The organism is Haloterrigena alkaliphila (assembly GCF_017352155.2).
Taxonomy (GTDB): domain Archaea; phylum Halobacteriota; class Halobacteria; order Halobacteriales; family Natrialbaceae; genus Haloterrigena; species Haloterrigena alkaliphila.
The window spans coordinates 1,261,659-1,278,557 of sequence record NZ_CP071462.1; the positions used below are offsets into that span (position 1 = coordinate 1,261,659).

A 16,899-nucleotide genomic window follows, 5' to 3' on the forward strand; every position below is an offset into this window, starting at 1 on the left:
GAACGGGCGCGGGAGCTACGCCCACGGACTGTCTCCGACTTCCGAGCGGACCCGCGGCCCGACCTCGAGGCGACAATCGACTCGCGGCTGTGCGATACAGAGCAGAACGTAGCCGTCGGCCCGCTCGCGGTCCGTGAGCGCGGCCGGCGACCGCCGGTACGTGAACGCGTCCGCGGGATCGGCGGTACGGGCCGCGCCATCTGCGTCAGCGTCGACGTCCGTGTCCGCGCCCTCGATCTCGATCAACCGACCGACGCAGGTGATACAGGTCCCCTTTCGGCAGTCGTACGGTAGCCGAACGCCGGCCCGCCCAGCCGCCTCGAGGACGGTCTCGTCGTCGGTGACCTCGATCGTTCGGTTCGGACCGTCGGTCCGCTCGAGGGTCACGTCGTGGCTCGTCATCGTTCGCCCTCCGCTTCGAGACGCCGCTCGGAGACGCTACTCATGGGCAACGATACGACGGACAGCGGAAAAAGCGCGGCCCTTCGGTCGCTCGACCGTCGCCGACTCGAGGACGGCCCGGGAGACCCAGTCTTTACCCGCACTCGGCCCGTAGCACCGGACAGATGGGAGAGGGCACGGAATTCGGACTGGTCGACCTCGAGGAGGTCGACACGCCGGGCGACGAGTGGGAGGAGATCGACGTCTCGGACACCGAGGCCGATCGGATCGCCCGGAAGCGCGACCGCGAGTTCGAACAGTTCGAGGAGCGGATCAAGGACGCCGACCAGTTCAAGGTCGAGCAGTCGGTGTTCGACGACGCGACCTTCGCGGCGCTGTACAAACTGGTCCAGGACGGTTACGTCGAGGCCTTCGGCGGGCCCCTGTCGACGGGCAAGGAGGCCAACGTCTACCACGCGCTGGGCGACGACCGCGAGGTCGCGGTCAAGATCTACCGGATCAACGCCTCGAACTTCCGGCAGATGCGCGACTACCTCGAGGGCGACCCGCGCTTCGAGGGGCTGGGCGGCAAAAAGAAGGACGTCGTCCTCGCCTGGACGAAGAAGGAACTGGCGAACCTCGAGCGCGCGAGGGCCGCGGGCGTTCGCGTCCCGGAACCGATCGCGACCGAGCGCAACGTGCTCGTCATGGAGTACATCGGAACCGAGGACGGGCGGGCGAAACGGCTCGGCGAGGTCCACATCGAGAACCCCCAGACCGCCTACCGGGTCATGCGCGAGTACATGCGCCGGCTCTACTCGGCCGGGCTGATCCACGGCGATCTGAGCGAGTACAACGTCGTCTTCGACGCGGCCGACGGCCAACTGGTTGTCATCGATCTCGGGCAGGCCGTCACCGTCCACCACCCCAACAGTCGGGAGTTCCTCGAGCGCGACTGCCGGAACGTGGCGAGTTTCTTCGCCCGGCAGGGGATGGACGTCACCGAGGACGAGTTGCTCGAGTTCGTCACGAGCCCGGAGCCGGATCCGTCGCGGGACTGACTGAGACGACGTTTTCGGCCCGAAACCGACGAAACCGCTATCGACGCCCATATATCCGCCACGACATCGAAAGTGTCGCCTTTTCGCCGACAGATCGCGACGGTGTGAGCATGCCCGGGTGCGAAAGCGACGAGCCGTGCCAGCGGTGTGCGAGCTATCGGATCGGCGTCACGCACATGCTGAGCGACGTCACCGTCTACTGGCACTACTGCACCGGCCACTTTCGAACGGAAACGCAGCGCCTGGACGCGAGCGAGTGGTTCGACGTCGTCGAAACGGAGTCGTTATCCTGACTCGGCGAGCGTTCTGAACGAGCCCGTGTAGTTCCGGGAGTCGAGCCCCGATTTTCCCCGCTGGATACGCGACACCTCCCGAACGCATTAGTGGCTCCCCATCGCGCGACTGCGTATGAACATCGGGATCGTCTCCGACACCCACGACAACGTCGAGGCCATCGAGCGCGCGACCGAGATCTTCGCCGAGGAGGGCGTCGAGATCGTCGTCCACTGCGGCGATTTCGTCGCACCGCTGATGATCGACTACTTCGAGGAATTCGAGCTCCACGGCGTCCTCGGGAATAACGACGGCGACGTCGCGAACCTCCAGTCGAGATTCGACGCGCTGGGCGGCGAGAGCGAACTCCACGGCCGCTTCGCGAGCCTCGAGTTCGACGGCCTCTCGTTCGCCGTCCTCCACGGTGAGAGTCTCGAGGAGGTCGAGGCGATCGCCGCCGGCGAGATGTTCGATTTCGTCTGTTACGGTCACCACCACCAGCGCGAGCTATCGGAGGAGGGGCGAACGACGGTACTGAACCCCGGCGCACACGTGCTGGCGAGCGACGAGGACCGCACGGTCGCGGTCGTCGACACGCGCTCGGAATCGGTTCGGTTCCGGTCGGTCCTCGAGTGAGCCAGTTCGTCGCGAACGCCGTGCGAGCGACGCGCGATGGCGTCCGTCGATCCGGAGAACAGCGGTTAGATTCCGCTCGAGCGTCGTTCCGACGCGGACTTCGGGCGAGTTCCGGACTTTCATTCGACAGTATAGGTGGGAAATAGCCCGCTGAATGGGCATCCGCGTCGCGTACTGGCGTGAATGGCCGCAAACGTATTGTAGATATGCGACAGTTCGTAGCGTATAGTGGGTGACAATTTCTAATAATGACGGGACATCGATCAGCCGTCGACGGATTCGGGGGCGGTCCGACCCTCGACGGCGTCTTCGCCGTCTTCGCGAACTATCGGCGTCGATACGTACTACACTATCTCCGGGAGGAAGAGCGTGCGTCGCTCGGGGGCATCGCTCGGCAGATCGCGGCGTGGGAACGTGCGTATCGATCCGAAGAGGTTTCCGGGGACCTGGCCGACCGAATCGAGATCGAACTGGTCCACACGCACCTCCCGCGGTTACGCGAAGCGGATCTCGTCCAGTACGACCGACGCGCTTCGCTGGTCGTCTATCGCGACCCGCCGGATATCGTCAGAGCGCTCCTCGATCTCTGTACCGACCGCGACCTTCCGGAGTGACGACGCTTCCGGCGTGCGAACCGGAACGCGACGATCGTCGCGGACGGCGCTTCCGTACGGAAGCGCTCGAGCGGAGCCGTCACATGAACATCCGATCCTCCGGGAAGTTCTGGCTCCCGGGACCCTCCTGGGCCTCCAGCGATGCCATGCGATCCGCGAGTTCGGCGTAGTACCGCTGCAGTTCCGCGGCGCGTTCGCGGAGCTGGTCGTCGTCGATCTCGAGGCCGTAGACGGTTCGCAGGAGGTCCAGATACCGGAGCGACGCCTCGAGATCCGGCCCGGGCGGATGCGTCGGGGTGACGTACGCCCCGAGCGGCGGGGCCTCCCCGTCGAGGCTGCGGGCCGCCAGTTCGCCGGCGACGCCGTCGAGGACGCCGCCGCTGGCCGGCGGGACGTCGGTCCCCTCGAGTCGGCGGTTCCTGTACGTCGGCGTGGCGACGTAGAAGACGTCGTGTCCGTCCGGCCCGTGCGGAAACGGAATCCCGTGGAAGACGGCCATCTCGTCGATCTCGGTCGAGTCGATCCACGCCAGGATTCCGTCGGCGAAGGCGTCGGCCGCCCACACCGGCACGAACAGTTCGCTGAGCAACACGCAGTACTCGGCCTGCGGAGACGCGTACACGCGCATCGGATGTCTCGGGACCCCGTCTTCGACCGGCGTGATGTCAGGCAACCCGCGGGCCCGAACGTGACCGATCCGCTCGAACTCGAGGTGGGTAACGAGGAAATCGACGGCCGTGAGCCCGGCCATGCCCACGTTCGAGAGCCCGACGAACAGGGGGCCCTCGATCGGTTCATCGGTTTCGACGGAGACGGTGTACGCTGGGTCGGACGCCATGCTGCCCGTACGCGAGAGCGCCCCTTCAACGTCACACCTCCATCTTCCACCGGTGGGGTCGTCGTCCCGCCGGCGGCCGCCGCACGGGCGAACCCCGCCGTTCGGGGACGGCTCCTACCGGCCCGGACCGCTCGGACCAAGCGCTTAACCTCGCCCAGCCAGTACCGTTTGGTATGCAACACGTGAAGATTCCGCAGGACCGCATCGGCGTCCTCATCGGCGAGGGCGGCGAGACGATGCGCGAGATCGAGGCCGAAGCGGAGGTGCGACTCGACATCGACTCGGAGAACGGCTCCGTCGCCGTCGAGACCGTCGGCGACCCCGTTCTCGGGCTCAAGGGCCCCGAAATCGTCCGCGCCATCGGCCGCGGCTTCCCCCCGGACGCGGCGCTTCGCCTGCTCGAGGACGACATGATGCTGTTCGATATCGTCGACATCGACGCCGCCGCGCGAAACAAGAACGACATGAAGCGCAAGAAGGGACGGCTCATCGGCGAGGGTGGCCGCACGCGCGAACTCATGGAGGAATTGACCGGCGCCGACGTCGTCATCTACGGCTCGACGCTGGGGATCATCGGCGGGCCCGAGCAGGTCGACGCCGTCCGGAGCGCCGCCGAGATGCTGCTCGACGGCGCGCCCCACGGCGCCGTCTACTCCTTCCTCGAGGAGCGACACAACGAGATGAAACACAAGGGGATGGAGTACCACCGGTTCCCCGGCGGTCAGTCCTGATCGGCCAGTCCTGATCGGCCGCTCTCTATCGGTTCTCCCCGCTCGATCCCTCCTCGCGCTCGACCTCCGTCGCCTCGAATCGGTCGCGTTCCACCGCAGCCCTCGACATCGGCTCGGATCGCGACCCGTCTCACCGAGCGATCCAGCGAGAGGGATATAAATACCAGCACTGGCTGAGCGTGAAACAGCCGTACAGTGGCGCTGTACTGGGATTAGTTTCGATCGGTCTCGAAGGTTTTATATAGAATCACAAACAATCCTTCGGTTGACTATGGCACAACAGCAGATGGGCAATCAGCCCCTTATCGTTCTCTCGGAGGACAGTCAGCGGACATCCGGCAAAGACGCGCAGTCGATGAACATTCAGGCCGGGAAGGCCGTCGCCGAGTCCGTACGGACCACGCTGGGTCCGAAGGGGATGGACAAGATGCTCGTCGACTCGTCGGGCAACGTGATCGTCACGAACGACGGCGTCACGCTGCTCTCGGAGATGGAGATCGACCATCCCGCGGCCGACATGATCGTCGAAGTCGCCGAGACTCAGGAGGACGAGGTCGGCGACGGGACGACCAGCGCCGTCGTCATCGCCGGCGAACTCCTCAGCCAGGCCGAGGAACTCCTCGACCAGGACATCCACGCGACCACCCTCGCCCAGGGGTACCGACAGGCCGCCGAAGAGGCCACCGAGGCCCTCGAGGAGATCGCCATCGACGTCGAGGAGGACGACGAGGAGATCCTCCGACAGATCGCCGCCACCGCGATGACGGGCAAGGGCGCCGAGAGCGCCCGCGACCTGCTCGCCGAACTCGTCGTCGATGCGGTCCAGTCCGTCGCGGACGACGACGGCGTCGACACGGACAACATCAAAGTCGAGAAGGTCGTCGGCAGCTCCATCGAGAACTCCGAACTCGTCGAAGGCGTCATCGTCGACAAGGAGCGCGTCTCCGATAGCATGCCCTACTTCGCCGAGGACGCCGACATCGCGATCGTCGACGGCGACCTCGAGATCAAAGAGACCGAGATCGACGCCGAGGTCAACGTCACCGACCCCGACCAGCTCGAGCAGTTCTTAGAGCAGGAGGAGGCCCAGCTGCGCGAGATGGCCGAGAAAGTCGCCGAGGTCGGCGCCGACGTCGTCTTCGTCGACGGCGGCATCGACGACATGGCTCAGCACTACCTCGCCCAGGAGGGCATCATCGCCGTCCGCCGCGTCAAGTCCAGCGACCAGGGACAACTGGCCCGCGCGACCGGCGCCACGCCCGTCTCGACGGTCGACGACCTGACCGAGGACGATCTCGGCTTCGCCGGGAGCGTCGCCCAGAAGGAGATCGCCGGCGACCAGCGCATCTTCGTCGAGGAGGTCGACGACGCCAAGGCGGTCACCCTCATCCTCCGCGGCGGCACCGAGCACGTCATCGACGAAGTCGACCGCGCCATCGAGGACTCGCTGGGCGTCGTTCGCACGACCCTCGAGGACGGCAAGGTCCTCGCGGGCGGCGGCGCCCCCGAAGTCGAACTCTCGCTCGCGCTCCGTGACTACGCCGACTCCGTCGGCGGCCGCGAGCAGCTCGCCGTCGAGGCCTTCGCGGACGCGCTCGAGGTCATCCCGCGCACGCTGGCCGAGAACGCCGGGCTGGACCCCATCGACTCCCTCGTGGAGCTCCGCGCCGACCACGACGGCGGCGACACCGCCTCCGGCCTCGACGCCTTCACCGGCGACACCATCGACATGGCCGAGGAGGGCGTCTACGAGCCGCTTCGCGTGAAGACCCAGGCGATCGAGTCCGCCACCGAGGCGGCCGTCATGCTGCTGCGCATCGACGACGTCATCGCCGCGGGCGACCTCGCGGTCTCCCACGACGACGATGACGAAGAGATGCCGCCGGGCGGCGGTGGCATGGGCGGCGGCATGGGCGGTATGGGCGGCGGCATGGGCGGCATGATGTAGGAACGAAGTTTTGCTCTGTCGGTCGAGAGAGCTTCGCTCTCTCGTGACTGAGCGAATCGGAGATTCGCGAGGTCCGCGAGACCGAAGGTCTCGCTTGATGACGAAAGGCGCGAAGCGCCTTTCGAACCACGGGCGCGGCTTCGCCGCGCCCTCGGCAAAAATTCGATTAAAGCACTCCTCCCTCCGTTCCGGCCCCTCTGGAGCCTCCACGTCGGTCGTCGGCCCGCTCGGGCCTGCGGCCCTCGCGGAGAACGCCTTCGTTCGGGTTCTCCGAACCGCTCACTCGCCGACGCCCTAACCGGAAACGATTCACCGGCGTCGGTTCACGGGAGGGGGCTTGCCTGCTACCGCTCGAGTCGTCGACTACCGCCTCGAGTCGGTCCATTCGATCCGCTCCTGCGGATTCGTCGTAACTCTCGGACGATTTCGAATTTGCAGTCGCTTTTCAGCAGCCGTACCGCGCTAGTCGTCGATCCAGTGCCCATCGTTCTTGCTCTCCTTGAGTCGTCGACTCGACCAGTGTCGAGAGCCATCAGTCCGCATCCGAGGCGCCGATTCAGGACGAATTAAGTAGCGGCCCGCAATATTCGCCACTATGAATACGCTTCTATTGGACAGCGAGGCCGTCGACGAGTACGCCGCACTCGGCGACGTCATCGACGCCGTCGAGCAGGCCTTCGCGGCCTTCGAGCGCGGGACCACGCAGATGCCCGCGAAGTCCTACATCGACCTCCCGCAGTACAACGGCGACTTTCGGTCGATGCCGGCCTACCTCGAGGTTCGAGGAAGCGACGCTTCCTCGAGCCAGTCAGGATCGCAGCGCGATTCTGACGCTGCCGAGGAGTGGGACGCGGCGGGGCTGAAGTGGGTCAACGTCCACCCCGACAACCCGGCGGATCACGACCTGCCGACGGTGCTGGGGACGATGATCTACTCCGACCCCGAGACCGCCTTCCCGCTCGCGATCATGGACGGGACGATGCTCACCATGAAGCGGACCGGCGCAGCGGCGGCCGTCGCGACCGACCATCTGGCCGTCGCGGACGCCTCGAGTCTGGGTATCGTCGGCGCCGGCGTCCAGTCGTACACGCAACTGCGGGCGATCAGCGAGGTGCGCCCGATCGAGGAGGTCGTCGTCTCTGACCCCGACGCGGAGCGCGTCGAGCGGTTCGTCGACGCCTTCGCGGACGAGTTCGACGTTCGTGCGGGGTCCATCTCGGAAGCCGGCCACTGCGACGTGCTCTCGACGGTGACGCCCGTCGAGGACCCCATCGTCGGCCGCGAGGACGTCGGCGAGCACACCCACGTCAACGCCATCGGCGCCGACGCCGAGGGGAAACACGAACTGCGCGACGAGTTACTCGCGGCGGCGACGATCGTCATCGACGACCACGAGCAGTGCACCCACTCGGGCGAGATCAACGTCCCCTACGGCGAGGGCACGCTGACCGACGACGACATCCACGCCGAGATCGGCGAGATCGTCGTCGGTTCGAAAGCCGGCCGGACGGACGAGACGGGAATCACCGTCTTCGACTCGACCGGACTCGCCATCCAGGACGTGGCCGCGGCTCACGTCGTCTACGACCGCGCGCGCGACGCCGGCGAGGGGTACGCGTTCGAGATGATCGATACCGAAACGCAGTAACGGGGCGGGCGACCGCTCGAGTACTCTCTCCCGCGCCGGTCAGTCGTCGGTCTTCGCGGGGGGCGGGCTCCCGTCCGCGTCGGTTCCGAACGCCGTCTCCCGCAGGTCGGCCTCGATCGCCTCGAGCGAGCGCCCCTTCGTCTCGGGGACGAGTCGGTAACAGAAGAGGAGCGCGAGCAGCGTCAGGACGCCGTACAGCCAGAACGTTCCGGACTGACCGAAGACGTCGACGAGCCGAAGGAAGGTCAACGACACGACCAGGTTCGCGGCCCAGTTGACGACCGTGACGACGCCCATCGCCGTTCCACGGACCTCCATCGGGTAGATCTCCGATATCATGAGCCAGAACACCGGCCCGAGCCCGATGGCGAAGGAGGCGACGTACAGCATCAGGCTCCCGGTCGCGAGCCAGCCGAGCGCCCCGGAGAGACCGGGGAGATAGAACACGGCCCCCAGGACGGCGAGCATGACGGTCATGCCGGCCAGCCCCGAGAGCAACAGCGGTCGCCGGCCGGTCCGGTCGATCAGCAGGACCGCGACGACGGTCAGGGCGACGTTGACGGCGCCGATGCCGACGGTCGCGAGGATCGAGGCGGTGTCCGCGAACCCGGTCGACTCGAGGATCGTCGGCGCGTAGTACATGACCGTGTTGATGCCGGTGATCTGCTGGAACGCGGCGAGGCCGATCCCGACGACGAGCATCGGCCGGACCCACGGCTGGAGCAGGTCGCGGAGCGACCCGGACTCGGTCCGGATGGTCTCCTTGATCTCGCGGAGTTCGTCGGCGACCTGACTCTCCGCGCGGGTCCGAGCGAGCACCTCGCGGGCGTCCGCCTCCCGCCCCTGTTCGTAGAGCCATCTGGGGCTTTCGGGCATGAAGACCATCCCGAGGAACAGCACCGCCGCGGGAACCATGCCGAGCCCGAGCATCCAGCGCCACCGGCCGCCGCTGGAGAGCGCGTAGTTCACGAGGTACGCGATCAGGATGCCGCTGGTGATCGTCAACTGGTTCAGCGAGACCAGCGAGCCGCGGATCTTCGGCGGCGAAATCTCCGAGATGTACAGCGGGCCGACGACCGAGGCGAAGCCGACGCCGATCCCGTCGACGATCCGTCCGAGGATCAGGACTTCGACGTTCGGCGCGACGGCCATGATGAGCGATCCGACGAAGAAGACGACGGCGCCGACCAGAATGAGTCGTCGCCGACCGAGTCGGTCCGCCAGACGGCCGCCGAAGGCCGCCCCGATGATGGCGCCGACCATCGCGCCGCTGACGATGATCCCCTCGATGTACGACGGATTGACCGCGTACCCGAGGATCGTGGCCAGTTCGAACGTCTCCCGAATGTAGAGCATCGCGCCGGAGATGACGCCGGTGTCGAAGCCGAACAGGAGTCCGTTGAGCGCGGCCAGTGCCGCAGCGACGTAGACGAACGAGTTTCGCGCCTCGGCCGTCGCTCCGGCCGATGGTGCAGACATAGATACGGTCGCGTCGACCACACCGCGGCTAACAAAGCCAACGGTACTCGGCCGACGCGGCGCAGACCGGAGCGCCGCGGCGCGCCGTCACTCGCTGCCAAGCCGCCGCGGAATCGACCCCGTCATCGGAAGTTCCTTGCAGTAGTAGGCCACCGGGTCGCCGGTCGGTTCCGGCAGGTCGTTGACCGCGAACATGGTGTTCTCGTTGATCGTCACGGTCGCTTGCTGGAGCGGCCACGGATCGTGCGAGATTTCGCCGGCCAGGACGCCGCGCGCTTCGGCGGCGTAAAACCGGCGCCGCTCGGAGAGCCAGTAGGCTAGCGTGCCCGGTTCGGCCGTGAAGGGCTCCCCGTCGGAACGATACGTCGCGTCGAAGCGGGCCGTCGGCGGATCGTCGGCGAACTGTGGTCGCGCGCCGGCGGCGGTCTGGCCTCGCGTGCTCCTGAACGCGACCTCCCCGCCTTCGGCGCTGACTCGCATGTGGGCGTGATAGACCGGCAACCGGGTCGTCCGGCCGAGAGTCGCGGCGACGAGGGGGCTCCCCACGTCGATACTGAAGAAGAATAGACCGGGGTCGCCGCGATACCGGACGTACGTCCGAACGTTGAGTTCGGGGAAGGCCGTTCTGGTGATCGACGGTGCGCCGCGGATACCGACGTCCGCGAGCACGAACGGGATCACGGAGAGCCACGCCTCGCCGTCCCGGGTCTCGAGCGTCAGTTCGTCGGGAACGTGGGGGCGGAGTTCGTCGGGATCGACGGGCCAGTGGACGAAGAGACCGTCGCGCCACGTCATCGAGGCGACGTGCGGGGCGGTCGGCGACGATCCGTCGGCGAACGTCCAGCGGAAGGGATCCGTTCGTGTCCGCTGTCGTACTCGTCGTTCGTTCAATTTCGTCATCCTCGAGAGCCAGCGCGAGGGCTGTTCGCGACGATATGTCGACCAGAGGCATAAAAGAAACAGTTGAGTGTCAATATCGATGGTAGTCACACATCGCGAAACGGACGGTCGAATCGCCCAGTCGGGAGGTCGAAAGAGGAGTCGATCGATCGCGCCGGCGCCTCAGTCGGCCGCCACGTCCGGGTCGGGATCGCTACCGGACGGCTCGGCGAACGTCACCTCGTCGCCGGTGTCGCCGTCGTCGGATGCGCCGCCCGATTCCTCGGTGACGAGCTGTTCCACGGCGTCGGTCGCCTGGAGGAGCAACAGCCCGAAGCCGATCCGGGTGGCGATGTCGAGGTAGGCACCGATGAAGATGCCGCCGAACGCGTCGAGGAGTCCGACCCCCTGCCGCGAGATGACCCCGATGACGAGGTAGGCGACCCAGAGCAGGATGAGCAGGTTCCGGAGCTTTCCGTAGAGGAGTACCCGCTCACCGGTGGTCCGGCCGGACTGTTTCGTCACCGGCTGGACCATCACGTAGAGGAGTGCCGCGAGGACGACGACCGTGCCCAGGGTCGCGGCGAGCACGGCCGTCCCCGTGAGGAAGTATCGGACGAGACTGAGTCCGATCCACGCCTCCGTCAGGACGACGAGAGCGGCCAACTGGCGTCGGTTCGCGCCCGCGACCTTCCCTGCCACGAGGATCATGATCGTCGTCGCGACGAAGTAATCGACGTACCGGGTCATCGGCAGCGGTTGCCCGGTCGGCGTCGTCACGCGGAGCAACTCGATCGACATCCCGAAGTACGCGAGCGAGAGCGTCCCGCAGACGATCGGGGCCGGCAGATAGTACCGGCGCGTCCCTGCCGGTTTACTGGCGACCCAGCCGACGAACGCCAGCGTCGCCACCGCCGTCACGTAGAAGGCGAGACGGTACATCTCGAGTTCGGGAATCATCGGCTCTCACCTCCGGTTTCCGCGGCGGGCGCCCGTGGTCGCTCGGATCCCGACTCGCCCGAGACGCTGAACTCGTCGACGGCGTCGGCCAGGTCCGTCGCCCGTTGGTCGAGTCGCGTCGCCTCCGCGGAGACGTCGGTGATCGTCGCGGTGGTCTCCTCGGCGGCCGCCGCAACCTGCTGGGACTGCGAGGTCGTCTCGTTGGCGACGCTGGCGACGTCCTGGATGATCGTCGCGAGTTCCTCGGCGGACTCGGCCTGCTCGTCCGTCGCCTGGTCGATCTGGGTGACCCCGGTGGCGACCTGCTCGATCTCGCCGGCGATCCGGTCGAGTTTGGTCGCGAGGGAGTCGACCCGATGGGTAGCCGAGCCGATCCGCTCCTCGGTTTCCTCGATCCCCGCTGCGCTCTCCGTCGCCCGCTGCTGTATCGATTCGATCATGGCTTCGACGTCGTCGACTGCCGCCTGCGTCTGCTCCGCCAGTTCCTTGACCTCGTCGGCGACGGCCTGGAAGCCGCCGTCCTCGCTCGAGGCGCTCTTGGACCGGGCCGACTCGATCGCCGCGTTCAGCGCCAGCATGTTCGTCTGCTCGGCGATCTCGTCGATCAGCTCGACGATCTCCTGAATCTGTTCGGCCTCGCGCTCGAGTTCGTGGATCGTCTCGGCGACGGTTTCCGTCTGGTCGGCGGCGGTGTGCATCTCCTCGGTGGTCTCCTCCGCGGCCGCCTGGCCGGCCGTCGCGAGTTCGTCGACCTGCCCGGACTGGTCGGCGATCGTACTCGTCGCGGCGGCGACCTCCTCGACGGTCGTCGACATCTCCTTGACTTCCCGCGTCGCCGTCTCCAGGTCCTCGGCCTGCTCCGCGGACCCGTCGGAAATCTCCTGAATCGACGCGCTGACCTCCTCACTGGCGCGGCTGATCTCCTCAGAACTGGTCTGGAACTCGGTGCTCGTCTGCGCGACGTCCCGCGAGATGTCCTTGACCTGCGTGACCGCCGACTCCAGATCGGCGATCATCTCGTTGAACGCCTCGGCGATGGCGGCCATCGCCTCGTGGTCGGTCTGCGGGTCGAGGCGCTTCTGGAGGTCGCCGTCGGCGCAGTCGGCCATCACCGCGCCGAACCGCTCGGCCTCGGCCTCGAGTTCGCGGTTGCGCTGCTCGGTGCGGCGCTGGGCCTCGCGTGCGCGCTCGCGTTCGTCCTCGAGATCGCTCAGCGTCGTCCGGAGGTCGTCGCGCATCGTTCCGAAGGAGTCGTAGAGGCTCCCGACCTCGTCGACGCGGTCCGTCTCGAGGTCGACCTCGAGATCGCCGTCACCCATCTGTTCGGCCTTGTCCGCGAGTCGGCGGAGTTTCAGCGAGAGGTTCCCGCCGAGGACGATGCCGACGAATCCGAGGTTGACGATGAAGACGAACACCACCGTCGCGATGCCGGCCGTCGCGACGTTCTGTGCCGCGAAGACGTCGTCCGCGGCGCCGTAGGTCGTGACCCGCATCGTCGCTTCGCCGCTGCCGATCGTCGCCGTCGTCGCGGCGACTTCCTGCTCGCTTCCGTCGGGCGTCACCCTCGCGACCTCCGACGCGTCGTCACCCAGCGCGCCGAGCACGGCCTCGTCGGTCGCGTCGACCTCGGCGTCGCCGACGCCGACGATCTGCTCGCCGTCGGCACCGGTGACGACGGTTCGATAGTCGTCACTCGTCTCGAGGGCCGACGCGAAGGCGCCGACCGGCGCCGAGAGGGCGACGTAGCGGTCCTCGCCGGGAACGCTCGAGACGAACGAGAGTACCTCGTCGTCGGTCGCGAGCGCCTCGTGGGGCGTCGTTGGACCGTCGGTCGCCCCCTCGACGCCGGCGGCGTCGAAGAAGTTCTGGCCGGTCGCCGCCTCGTCGCTGCTCGCGAGTACCTCGCCGTCGGCGCCGAGGTAGTGGAGCTCGGCGACGCGATCGCCGCGAGTATCCTGCGCGGTGGCGAGTCGATCGCCGATCGCATCGGGATCGCCGTCGCGGACGGTCGCGTCCGCGGACAGCCCCGCGGCCGTCTCCGCGTTCGTCTCGAGCCACGTCTCCGCGACGTCGCTGCGGTCGTCGGTCCGGTCGCTGAAGTGGTCCGCCGCCGTCGGACCGACCGCACCGGAAACGTGCGCGAAGAAGACCGCCGAGACGACCAGCGTCACCAGGGCGATCGCGACGAATATGAGACCGATCTTTACACTGTACGATTGCCTGAACCGATCGGGGATGTAGTCCTCGAGTGCCATTGTACCTGAGTCGAGCAGCCGATGCTGCGAACGCTCTTTCGTGATACTGAACAGGCAAGCCAATTGAATGTATTGGTGGAGATGAACTCCACAATATCTGTTAATTTAATCGGCTGTAGGAGTTAGTATCAACGGAGCAGAGGTAGCGAGAGAGGCGAAGTATCAGCGGGTGGTAACCCCCGCCGACGCTGATTCGAATCCGGCCGTTGTCGCTAGTGGACGATCGTTACTCGATGGGCGTCGTTCTGTGGTCGAATAGGCGATACATCTCCGATTTGATATTGGCCGACCGCTTGCCGGAACGGACGGCTGACCCGATTCGAAGCGGTAGCCACTCGCGGGGGAACCGTCGATCAGTCCTCGATCTCGATCGCCGGTCGACCGGGTGCGGCGTTTTTCAGGACGGCGTCGGGGGCCTCCTCGGCGGCGACGACGGTCACCGGCGCCTCGAACTCGCGTTCGATCAGCCACGCGGCGGCCTCGAGCGCCTCGTACTCCGCCTCGGGGGACAGCGTCATCGACAGCGCCTCCCGTTCGGCCTGCAGGTCCTGCCCGTAGTCGGCCGCGGCGTCGCCCTGCTCGCGGATGTGGCTCTCCTGCATGAGTTCGCCGATCAGGTTGTCGGCGTCGCTCTCGATCGCGATCCCGAGGGCGTCGTACTTCCACTCGGGGGCGACGACGACGTCGATCGCCTGCGGGTCCTCGATGCCGGCCACCTCGACGATGTCGCGGACGTCCTCGCGGGTGTTTTCGACCAGACGGCGGCGCTTGGCGACGTGATCGCGGTCGACCTCGGCGGTCGGCCACGCGGCGTCGACGACGAGGCCGTCGTTGCCCAGTTCGTCCCACAGTTCCTCGGCGAGGTGGGGTACGACCGGCGCGAGCAGGCGGACGACGGCCGACAGCCCGCGCTCGAGGGTCCCGGCGTGTGGCTCTGCGTAGTCGACGTACTGTCGCAGCGTCCGGGTCAGATCCTGGGTCTCCCGCAGCGCCCGGTTGAACGTCAGGTCGTCGTACTCGTCGGTGGCGATGGCGATCGTCGCGTCGATTTCGCTCTCGACGTAGTTGGCGATCGAATCGTCGTCGCCGGCGGGCGCGTTCGCTCGCGGCTCGTCGCCGCTCGCCTCTTCCGCGGCGCGTGGCGCCGCGCCCGCCACGAACTCCTCGACCATCTCCTTCAGCCGACCGAGGAACGCGTTCGTCGAGCGGACGCCCTCCTCTCTCCAGTCGAAGTCGCGCTCGGGCTGGGCGGCCTGCATCATGAACAGCCGCGCCGTGTCGGCCCCGTACTCCTCGACGATCCGCTGGGGCGAGACGACGTTACCCTTCGACTTGGACATCTTCTCGCCCTCGAGCTGGACCATCCCCTGGGCGAGCAGGTTCGTGAACGGCTCGCGGTGCTCGAGGTCCTCGTGGTCGGCCAGCACCTTCGTGAAGAACCGGGAGTACAGCAGGTGCATCACGGCGTGTTCGATGCCGCCGACGTACTGGTCGACGGGCATCCAGTCGTTGGCCTGCTCGCGGTCGAAGGGAGTCTCCTCGAGGCCCGGCGAGACGTACCGCAGGAAGTACCACGAGGAGTCGACGAAGGTGTCCATCGTGTCCGTCTCGCGGGTGGCGTCGGCGCCGCAGTCGGGACAGGTCGTCTGCTTCCACTCCTCGGCGGCGTCCAACGGGTTTCCGGTGGTGTTGATGAACTCCGGCAGTTCGACGGGGAGGTCATCTTCGGGGACCATGACGGGGCCACACTCGTCGCAGTGGATCACCGGAATCGGCGTTCCCCAGTAGCGCTGCCGGGAGATTCCCCAGTCGCGCAGTTGGTACTGCTTCGCTTCCTCGGCGCTTTCGATGTCTGCGGTCAGGCGCTCTCGAGCGGTCTCGCTGTCGAGCCCCGAGTAGTCGTCGGAGTCGATCAGGACGCCGTCCTCGGTGAACGCTTCGTCCTCGACGTCGGGGGCCGCGGGCTCCTCGCCGTCGTCGGGTTCGGGCGCGATGACGGGCCTGATCTCGATCCCCTTCTTCTCGGCGAAGGCGTGGTCGCGCTCGTCGTGGGCCGGCACCGCCATCAGCGCGCCGGTTCCGACGTCCGAGAGGACGAAGTCGGCGACGTAGACCGGAATCTCCTCGCCGGTCACGGGGTTCGTGGCGGTCAAACCCGTCTCGACGCCGTTGGGTTCGTCGCCGTCGGGGTCGGCCACCTCCTCGATGAAGCGGCGAACGTCGTCGTCCTGCTCCGCGAGTTCTTCGCTGATCGGGTGATCCGGCGCGAGCGCGAAGAACGTCGCGCCGTAGACGGTGTCGACGCGGGTGGTAAATGCCGTCACCGGCCCGTGATCCTCGATATCGAACTGTAGTTCGGTCCCGTACTGGCGGCCGATCCAGTTGCGCTGCATCTGCCGAACCGAGTTGGGCCACCCCTCGAGGTCGTCGATCGCGTCCAGCAACTCGTCGGCGTACTCGGTGATCTTCAGGAACCACTGCTCGAGTTCGCGCTGTTCGACGGGCGTATCGCAGCGCCAGCAGAGTTCGGCCTCGCCCTCGACCTGCTCGTCCGCGAGGACGGTCTCGCAGTGGGGACACCAGTTGACCTCGGCGTCGCGGCGCTCGACCAGCCCTTCCTCGTGGAACCGCTCGAAGAGCCACTGGTTCCACTGGTAGTACTCCGGCGTGCAGGTGGCGATCTCTCGATCCCAGTCGTAGCCGAAGCCCATCGCCTCCATCTGGTCGCGCATCGTGTCGATGCAGTCGAACGTCCAGTCCCGCGGGTTCGTGTCGCGTTCCTTGGCCGCGTTCTCCGCGGGGAGGCCGAAGGCGTCCCACCCCATCGGGTGGAGGACTTCGTCGCCGCACATTCGTCGGAATCGGGCGTAGGCGTCCGTGATCGTGTAGTTTCGGACGTGGCCCATGTGGAGTTTGCCCGACGGATACGGGTACATGCCGAGGACGTACGTCGGGTCCTCGACGTCATCGGGCGTCCGATAGGCGTCCGCCTCGTCCCACGCCTCCTGCCAGCGCCGTTCGACCGTCGCGTGGTCGTATCCCGCGTCGCTCATTTGCTTATATAGCTATAGGCGGGGACGCCGCCCTATACCTTTCCATACACTAGCCCCTCGATCCGTCGACCGCCGCCGTCGATCGCCGCCTCGAGTCGTCGCGCCCGATCATCGTCGGGCCCCGAGCGGTCGCGATTCGGCGG

The 16,899-nt window shown here is 66.8% G+C and carries 14 protein-coding genes; 7 read left to right on the top strand and 7 right to left on the bottom strand.

Features of this window, described 5'->3' with window-relative positions:
• Positions 1 to 15: 15 nt before the first annotated feature.
• Positions 16 to 402 carry a 2Fe-2S iron-sulfur cluster-binding protein gene (locus J0X25_RS24970; protein WP_207290252.1) on the bottom strand — a complete coding sequence of 129 codons (387 nt, stop codon included), beginning with the start codon at positions 400 to 402 and terminating at the stop codon, positions 16 to 18.
• Positions 403 to 566: 164 nt separating this feature from the next.
• Between J0X25_RS24970 and rio1 the strand changes: the two genes are divergently transcribed.
• The 4 genes from rio1 to J0X25_RS24990 all read left to right on the top strand — a co-directional run bounded on the left by rio1 (position 567) and on the right by J0X25_RS24990 (position 2,965).
• Complete coding sequence (gene rio1 / locus J0X25_RS24975) at positions 567 to 1,442, top strand: serine/threonine-protein kinase Rio1 (RefSeq protein ID WP_207290253.1); 876 nt, start codon at positions 567 to 569, stop codon at positions 1,440 to 1,442.
• 110 nt (positions 1,443 to 1,552) lie between these two features.
• A complete protein-coding gene (locus tag J0X25_RS24980; RefSeq protein ID WP_207290254.1) occupies positions 1,553 to 1,735 on the top strand; it encodes a hypothetical protein in 183 nt (60 codons plus the stop codon).
• A gap of 115 nt (positions 1,736 to 1,850) precedes the next feature.
• Complete coding sequence (locus J0X25_RS24985; protein WP_207290255.1) at positions 1,851 to 2,351, top strand: metallophosphoesterase; 501 nt, start codon at positions 1,851 to 1,853, stop codon at positions 2,349 to 2,351.
• Positions 2,352 to 2,599: 248 nt separating this feature from the next.
• Positions 2,600 to 2,965 (top strand): DUF7344 domain-containing protein, encoded by a 366-nt coding sequence (locus tag J0X25_RS24990; protein ID WP_207290256.1) that lies wholly within the window; start codon positions 2,600 to 2,602, stop codon positions 2,963 to 2,965.
• 79 nt (positions 2,966 to 3,044) lie between these two features.
• Here J0X25_RS24990 and J0X25_RS24995 read toward each other — a convergent pair whose 3' ends face one another.
• The gene (locus tag J0X25_RS24995) at positions 3,045 to 3,803 is read right to left on the bottom strand and encodes a proteasome assembly chaperone family protein (protein ID WP_207290257.1); all 759 of its coding nucleotides are present in this window, start codon (positions 3,801 to 3,803) and stop codon (positions 3,045 to 3,047) included.
• 173 nt (positions 3,804 to 3,976) lie between these two features.
• Here J0X25_RS24995 and J0X25_RS25000 point away from each other — a divergent pair, with 173 nt between their 5' ends.
• The 3 genes from J0X25_RS25000 to J0X25_RS25010 all read left to right on the top strand — a co-directional run bounded on the left by J0X25_RS25000 (position 3,977) and on the right by J0X25_RS25010 (position 8,130).
• Complete coding sequence (locus J0X25_RS25000; protein ID WP_207290258.1) at positions 3,977 to 4,534, top strand: KH domain-containing protein; 558 nt, start codon at positions 3,977 to 3,979, stop codon at positions 4,532 to 4,534.
• Positions 4,535 to 4,820: 286 nt separating this feature from the next.
• Positions 4,821 to 6,482, top strand: a complete 1,662-nt coding sequence (thsA, locus tag J0X25_RS25005) for a thermosome subunit alpha (protein WP_207290862.1) — start codon at positions 4,821 to 4,823, stop codon at positions 6,480 to 6,482.
• Positions 6,483 to 7,077: 595 nt separating this feature from the next.
• Positions 7,078 to 8,130 carry an ornithine cyclodeaminase family protein gene (locus J0X25_RS25010; protein ID WP_207290259.1) on the top strand — a complete coding sequence of 351 codons (1,053 nt, stop codon included), beginning with the start codon at positions 7,078 to 7,080 and terminating at the stop codon, positions 8,128 to 8,130.
• Positions 8,131 to 8,169: 39 nt separating this feature from the next.
• Here J0X25_RS25010 and J0X25_RS25015 read toward each other — a convergent pair whose 3' ends face one another.
• The 5 genes from J0X25_RS25015 to leuS all read right to left on the bottom strand — a co-directional run bounded on the left by J0X25_RS25015 (position 8,170) and on the right by leuS (position 16,756).
• On the bottom strand, positions 8,170 to 9,609 hold the full coding sequence (locus J0X25_RS25015) for a sugar porter family MFS transporter (RefSeq protein WP_207290260.1): 1,440 nt from the start codon (positions 9,607 to 9,609) through the stop codon (positions 8,170 to 8,172).
• An 87-nt stretch (positions 9,610 to 9,696) separates the two neighbouring features.
• Positions 9,697 to 10,509 carry a YqjF family protein gene (locus J0X25_RS25020; protein WP_207290261.1) on the bottom strand — a complete coding sequence of 271 codons (813 nt, stop codon included), beginning with the start codon at positions 10,507 to 10,509 and terminating at the stop codon, positions 9,697 to 9,699.
• A gap of 162 nt (positions 10,510 to 10,671) precedes the next feature.
• Complete coding sequence (locus J0X25_RS25025; protein ID WP_207290262.1) at positions 10,672 to 11,448, bottom strand: bacteriorhodopsin; 777 nt, start codon at positions 11,446 to 11,448, stop codon at positions 10,672 to 10,674.
• Positions 11,445 to 13,703: a methyl-accepting chemotaxis protein gene (locus J0X25_RS25030; protein ID WP_207290263.1), complete on the bottom strand. Its 2,259-nt coding sequence runs from the start codon at positions 13,701 to 13,703 to the stop codon at positions 11,445 to 11,447. Before J0X25_RS25030 ends, J0X25_RS25025 begins: the two co-directional genes overlap by 4 nt.
• Positions 13,704 to 14,056: 353 nt before the next feature.
• Entirely contained in the window at positions 14,057 to 16,756 is a 2,700-nt protein-coding gene (leuS, locus tag J0X25_RS25035; protein ID WP_207290264.1) for a leucine--tRNA ligase, read from the bottom strand.
• Positions 16,757 to 16,899 lie beyond the last annotated feature (143 nt).

Bases quoted from the DNA above. Each gene is read 5' to 3' on its own strand.
- J0X25_RS24995 (WP_207290257.1), bottom strand. From the start codon at position 3,803: ATGGCGTCCGACCCAGCGTACACCGTCTCCGTCGAAACCGATGAACCG.
- rio1 (WP_207290253.1), top strand. From the start codon at position 567: ATGGGAGAGGGCACGGAATTCGGACTGGTCGACCTCGAGGAGGTCGAC.
- J0X25_RS25015 (WP_207290260.1), bottom strand. From the start codon at position 9,609: ATGTCTGCACCATCGGCCGGAGCGACGGCCGAGGCGCGAAACTCGTTC.
- J0X25_RS24985 (WP_207290255.1), top strand. From the start codon at position 1,851: ATGAACATCGGGATCGTCTCCGACACCCACGACAACGTCGAGGCCATC.
- J0X25_RS24970 (WP_207290252.1), bottom strand. From the start codon at position 402: ATGACGAGCCACGACGTGACCCTCGAGCGGACCGACGGTCCGAACCGA.
- J0X25_RS25000 (WP_207290258.1), top strand. From the start codon at position 3,977: ATGCAACACGTGAAGATTCCGCAGGACCGCATCGGCGTCCTCATCGGC.
- J0X25_RS25010 (WP_207290259.1), top strand. From the start codon at position 7,078: ATGAATACGCTTCTATTGGACAGCGAGGCCGTCGACGAGTACGCCGCA.
- J0X25_RS25020 (WP_207290261.1), bottom strand. From the start codon at position 10,509: ATGACGAAATTGAACGAACGACGAGTACGACAGCGGACACGAACGGAT.
- J0X25_RS24980 (WP_207290254.1), top strand. From the start codon at position 1,553: ATGCCCGGGTGCGAAAGCGACGAGCCGTGCCAGCGGTGTGCGAGCTAT.
- J0X25_RS25025 (WP_207290262.1), bottom strand. From the start codon at position 11,448: ATGATTCCCGAACTCGAGATGTACCGTCTCGCCTTCTACGTGACGGCG.
- thsA (WP_207290862.1), top strand. From the start codon at position 4,821: ATGGGCAATCAGCCCCTTATCGTTCTCTCGGAGGACAGTCAGCGGACA.
- leuS (WP_207290264.1), bottom strand. From the start codon at position 16,756: ATGAGCGACGCGGGATACGACCACGCGACGGTCGAACGGCGCTGGCAG.
- J0X25_RS24990 (WP_207290256.1), top strand. From the start codon at position 2,600: ATGACGGGACATCGATCAGCCGTCGACGGATTCGGGGGCGGTCCGACC.
- J0X25_RS25030 (WP_207290263.1), bottom strand. From the start codon at position 13,703: ATGGCACTCGAGGACTACATCCCCGATCGGTTCAGGCAATCGTACAGT.